The organism is Tardiphaga sp. (assembly GCF_041424195.1).
In the GTDB taxonomy this organism is placed as follows: domain Bacteria; phylum Pseudomonadota; class Alphaproteobacteria; order Rhizobiales; family Xanthobacteraceae; genus Tardiphaga.
In genome coordinates, this window is record NZ_JBGMOE010000158.1 from 1 (window position 1) to 5,882 (window position 5,882).

The 5,882-nt window shown below is 57.6% G+C and carries 3 protein-coding genes; all 3 read right to left on the bottom strand.

The window, feature by feature from the left end; translation table 11 throughout:
• Positions 1–338: 338 nt before the first annotated feature.
• Positions 339–1,694 carry a GrpB family protein gene (locus ACEK02_RS20350; RefSeq protein WP_371423379.1) on the bottom strand — a complete coding sequence of 452 codons (1,356 nt, stop codon included), beginning with the start codon at positions 1,692–1,694 and terminating at the stop codon, positions 339–341.
• A gap of 26 nt (positions 1,695–1,720) precedes the next feature.
• Entirely contained in the window at positions 1,721–3,034 is a 1,314-nt protein-coding gene (locus tag ACEK02_RS20355) for a nucleotidyltransferase (protein WP_371423380.1), read from the bottom strand.
• Positions 3,035–3,326: 292 nt separating this feature from the next.
• Positions 3,327–5,411 carry an AAA family ATPase gene (locus tag ACEK02_RS20360; protein WP_371423381.1) on the bottom strand — a complete coding sequence of 695 codons (2,085 nt, stop codon included), beginning with the start codon at positions 5,409–5,411 and terminating at the stop codon, positions 3,327–3,329.
• Positions 5,412–5,882 lie beyond the last annotated feature (471 nt).

Below are 5,882 nucleotides of genomic sequence, written 5' to 3' on the forward strand. Positions count from 1 at the left end.
GCCCATCGCGAGGGATGATCCCGCTCGTGGTCGAAAACCATCCGCACCGCGCGTTAGCGGACTTCCGGCGCAAACTTGTTCGTCGTCTTGCTCATACAGGCTCGACCTTCTCAGGAGTTGGAGCCTCCGGCAAACCCGGAGCGGTTCAAAGTTGTCTGCAACGCTCATGGGACGATCTTGCCACAACGCAAAAGCCGGCGCTAGAACGAAAGAGGAACTAAGCTCCAAGATGGCGTATCAATGCTGTTTGTAGCAGGGGCCTCTGTTGCTGGAAGTGAGGGGAAGCAATCCGCGGCCTAGAAAAAAGCACGGCCGCTCATGCTCTTACAAAGAGCCCACTATTTGCGTTTCTGCTCAAGGTAGTTTCGCCAACGTCGCGTGAGACCGGCATTCCGCCAGCGGAACACGCCCGGAAGTGCGAAGGGGGCACTTTCGACAACCGCATTGTAATCGGACATTAGGAGCATGATGTCGGATGAAGGGTAGTCGCGCGCTGCGGCTGTCTCGACCCTTTGCAAAATTACCCCAATTGCCGCAGCCGCCTCACGATAAGCGAATATCGAGCTTAGCAGGTCGGATGAAACCAAAAATACGAGAGCCGCGACCAGAACGCGTGTGAGAGAAACACTCGCGTCGGTTGGCAACGCGAGCAAGCCAGTCCATAGCGCGCATCCGATCAGAAGGGCAGCGCCTGCCAGAACGTTTCGTATCCAAGCTGCGCTGCTACGTTGCAGATCCCGAGTCCAGTATGCCGACTCCTCGATCAGTTCCGCGAGACGACGATATCCCGGAGCTTCACGGCTGGCGAAATGATCTTCCTCGCGAACAAGCGGTTTACCTTCGATCGAAACGCTGAACCCATCGAACACCCGCAAACGTTGTTCAGCGGAAATTCGCTCACCAAGTCCGCTCGCGAGCAGTATGACCCTGCGTGCTTGATCTCCGGCAGCCCGATGTGACCGTTGCTTGTGCGCAAGCGCGAGCCACAACGCTGCCAGCAAAAATCCGATGACGGCGAAATTCAGCTGAATAATATTCTTTTCCGAATATACTGAGACCGCGGCAACGACCGCGACACCTAGCTGGGCGATAAGCGCTAGATCCTGGAATCGTCGGCTGCAGTCGAGCTCAACCCGTTGGTAGGTAAGCAAACGCTCATTTCCGAATGCTCCGTCAGCGTGACGTAGCACCTCTGTAACGAAATCGCTCTTACCTTGGGTGTAGGCGTCCAAATCGTTCGGATGTGCCACCGCAAGCTGTCGTTTCAGAGAAGAATATCGTTTGGCTAGTGATCGATCTGCTGCGAGCTGGTCCCGGAATGTTAGCATATTGCGACCCCACGTGCTTTCCCGTGGCGCGATATGAACGTGAAAAGATATCGAGCCTTCGTTGCCTGCACGCTTGAACAGAAACACCCGCGGTAGTCCTGATTTCGCGACTTCGCGAACATAACCGATCGTCGCCAGCGCGGCACTGATCCGTTCGGCATCCTCCCAGACCACAGGCGTGACAAGCAGGTCTATTATTGGCTTTCCTTCAAGTCCTGCGATTGCGGTGCTCCCAACCCGATCAATGAACATCCGCAGGCTGGCCGTCGCTGCACGAATACCGGCGATCTCCGCGGTGCACGCACTTTTCCAGCCTTTCTGATGCGCGATGATGGAGATCGGCACCGGGGCAGCGGGGTCAGACATAGTAAATGTGTCTCAGCGAACCGGCTCTATCCATCATCGTCCTCTTGGTTCGAATCGATCGGCACGTGAATGCGGTCGGTCGCGACGACCACTCCCTCAACGACCGCATAGCACTCAACCACATGATCGCCCTTGAAGGTAGTCGTCTCAATCCGCCGCTTGTGCCCACCATCGGCGACGATCTGGCCACGGATGCAGTCGCGGTTGATCGCTTCCTGTCCTCGATTCAACACCTTCCAGAAAAGCCCGTAGGGGGCAGCGATGTCCGTACTCACGACGGAGAACGTGAGCTGTTTGCGTGGCTTGAGCAGCTTACGGTCATTGAGGATTTCGCGTAGCGAGGCGGTCCTGAAACCGGCCTGCTCGACATTGCAATCGATAGTGATGTTGTTCCTGATGTCGATGCCACCGAACACGTCTTCAGCGAATTCTTCCGTCATACGAACGTTGCGGCCCGATGCCGCTTCGACCTTGAGCAGCTTCTCGGCAGCGGGGAACAGACGCCCGAACACCTTGCGCCACTTATCGTTTTGGTTGGCCTGTCCCTCGGCCTCAATGGCCTTAACACACAGCTCGTATGCCTTCTTCGCCTTCCGCTGGAAATTTTTCTTCACCTTCACTCGCTGCCCGCTACCGAGCGCAGCGAAGTAGTCCTGCTTCGGCAGGTCTCTTAAATAGGAGAAGAAGTCACGGCTCATAAAATCGTAATAGAGGTAACTCTTATCGTCATACTCGTCGGTGGAACTCAGAAAGTTGTATGCAAGCGTATCAATCAGCAGGCCGCCCATGCCCGCACCATGCTTGTTCTTCCACGCTCTGGCCATTTTGCAGAGTCGCCGCAAGTTCTTATTCTTCTCGCTGACGAAGTCAGACATCGCCTTAATCTCTTCACGCGGTTTGGTGATCTTCCATGCTCCGCCATTATAGGTGTCGGGATACTTGAAGCTGCCATCGTCCTGCTCAAACACGGGCTGCGCTTCGACACGAAATTTCGAATAGACTGCGGCAACGACGAGGCGGTCTACCCTTACAGTCGTCTGGGGGTATCGCGCGCTGATTGCGGCAGCAGCGTCTGAAAGCAGCTTGGATTGGCCGCCGTCCTTATAGTTTTCCCATTCGCCCTTTGGCATGATGTACAGCATGTCGAGGTCGGAAATTCCCTTGATCGCCGTCCAACGACCGTAGGAACCGACCTGAAGTGAATTCGCCGTTTTGGATTCCGTGTCACGAAACTTCTTGTTGAGAGAGCAGGTTATCTCCTCGTACCGAGAAGAAATAGTTGCAGCATTATCGACGGCGAGATTGGCGACAAACTGCTTAAATGTATCCGCGATGCTCAAACGATGATCCCCCGCCCGAATTATAGTTAGCGGGAATGTAGATCAAATGGTGAACGCTTCAAGAGGTTTTACGGCATTCATAGAAGCTCAGGTCAGCGACAAAGTCAGTCAGAGCGGCGGGTTGCGTGCTGAGAGGCGGGAGCTTCGCTTAGCCAGGTGGCTTTCAGCCGCTATCGGATTTCGCCCCCTGCCCGGGAAGGCCGCTTATCCGATCAACTTGCGACGCTCGAGGATCGGTATGACGACGCGGCGCGGCACCGTAGGGGAGCGCGGCTTGCCACCGGCCCTCTCACTAGGAGCTGAGGATTGCGAACAGCCTCTGCCACTTATCGGCATAGTCCTGTGCTACAGCGGTCATCCCCTTGGTCAGCAGGTGCTGCTTGACCCGCTTTGACAATTCTACCTTCCACCCCTGATCCAGCGCGATCTTCTGCGCTGCGGCCCACGCCTCTATCTGACCGACCACCGGCGTCTCCGCCTTCGCTACGTCTGCGAACTCGGATTCCGCGTTACGATACATACGGTCGACGACGGCGGCCATGACGTCGAGTGGGATCAGGTCCTCGATCTCGGACCCTTCGATCCCGGTATGCTCGTCCACGATTATCAGACGGTCGGCCGCCTCCTGATAGAGGCTCGATCGGATTTCCTTCGCGAGCTTCTTGCCCATCTGGTCCCCGTCCAGGATCATGTACGGGAGCGCCTCGTCGCGCCCCGTTAGGATGCTCGCGACCATGCGTGCGTTCTTGGTGCCACCGGCAGGCGGGAAGACGAGCTCGCGCTTAGGCTGCAGCTTGCCGGATGCGACTAGCAGAGTCTTGATAGCGGTGAGATAGTGCTGGTCGGAGCTGCCCTCCACGATCACCGGCTGGCAGCCAAGCATCAAACTGTCGGCGACGCTCAGGCCGAGTGCGGAATGCACCGCGTAGGCGGCTCCCGGCTGGAGTTCGGCACCCTTGCGCAGGTCGGAAGTGGCCTTCGTAGTTCCCGCCTCATCGACATAGACCTTTCGCGCTCGATCGAGCCTGTCAGCATGGACGAGGAATGGCGAATGGGTTGTGTAGAGGAGCTGGTTCGTTGTCGCCAAATTGTCGAAGAACTTGGAGAGGTCGTATTGGGCTAGGGGGTGAAGCGACAGGCCAGGCTCGTCCAGCAGCAGGATGGCATCCTCGTGCTCGCCATCGCCGCCACTCTCGACGAGGAACACGAGATAAAAGCTCAGGAACCACTGCAGTCCTGTGCTTCTGCCTTCTAACTCCACTTCGGCAGGCCGGCGGGAATCGGCCACCCAAATTCGGAAGTGGTTACCATCGGCCTCGAAGCGGAAGCGGTAATCCCCCTGCTTCCACCAATCCTTGAATCTCGAGGTGAGCGTCGTTCCCGCTGACTGCAGGAGGATTGAGCGTTCTCGCTTATTCTCCGCGATGACCGCGATCTCGGCATCCGTCGGTCGCCGCTGGTTCGCGATCGCGGTCTCGTCCTTGCCCAGGTCCAGTATCTCATTCGGCTTCAGACGGACGAAGCTGAAGAGAACGCGGAGGGTTCGCGCCTTGGCGGAATCCTTCTCGCCAAGGTCGTCGCGCTCAAGATTCTCGACGACGTGCGGTAGGTAGATTTCGGAGTCGAGGTTCCCGTAGTTCGAATAGTACACGAATCGCGGAAGACCCTTGATGACCGCCTCGTGGACGGCACTAATGTCGCCGGGATCAGGTGCCGACACTCGGGCTCTCAGGTCATCGATCGTGCTTGCCAGCGCCTCAAGCCGCGGAAAGATACTGCTGGTTTTTGCCGGGCTGTCCGGCGCAAGCGCACGCAGTTTCTCGGCAAGCCTCCCAAGCGCTGCCGGCGCCATTGCCGATACGGGAAGCTCGAGGACGATAGACTTTAAACCGGCGAGGAGTTCGGCCTTCTGCGACTCTTCCTTCGCCAGCGGTGGCATCGCCTCAATCTCCGCGACGGCACTCTTCACCTTAAATTCGATTTCATCGAAGCCGATGGCGGTGAGATGTTTATGCCGAGGGAAGCGGACGAGATATTCGCCATCGTAGTACCGGTCGATCCGCACCACTCCGGCTGCCTCTGGGCTCAACCCTGACATCGCCGCGAGCCTGTCTCCGAATGCGCCGGTGATGAACTCGGCCGACACGAAGGAGAAGCTGCCCGGATCCTCACGAATCTCGCCGAACATCGTCTTGGGATAGTCGGACGTCGGTCGGATCTCCCCCTCGCGAGCCGGCTTAAGCTTCCACAGTGGGATGAGCAGGTTGGACTTGCCCGACTCGTTGACGCCGATGAGGGCGGTGACATCGTCGGTGTCGATCCAGCCGCTATCGGCCACCGATCGGAAGTTCGTCACTCGATACCGCACCAGCCGCATTGTACTTCGCCCTTCAGACTAGCGCGCCTTACAAGCCGTGCACCCTCGAAAGAGGCGCAGGCGCATGTTCTATCTTTGTTCGAAGCCGGATGCTTGTCAACAGCCACCCCTTCCCCAACTATCCAACGCCGGCCCCTCAGGTTCGTAGTCTGATGTCCGTCGAGGCTGTCTGAATTTAAAAAAGGTCTGCGCATGCGCGTCTCGTCGTCAAAAGAATTTTGCATCTCAGCTGCTGTTCGCGGTCGATGAACAAAAGGCCGCTTATCTCATGCCGTCGCTCCAAAGGAGACGAGCCGGTTTCCACCCGAATTACCTCGGAAGCAGCCTGAAAGTGAGTCAATCTACGTCGCGCGCGGACCATATCGCATTTAGGTGCGAGTTGCGGACTACCAGCACTGGCACTTGCTCCCCGTCCGCCGTTCGCTGCTCGAAGCGGAACAGGCGGGATCGTGGCGCCTGCGCGCGCTCGAG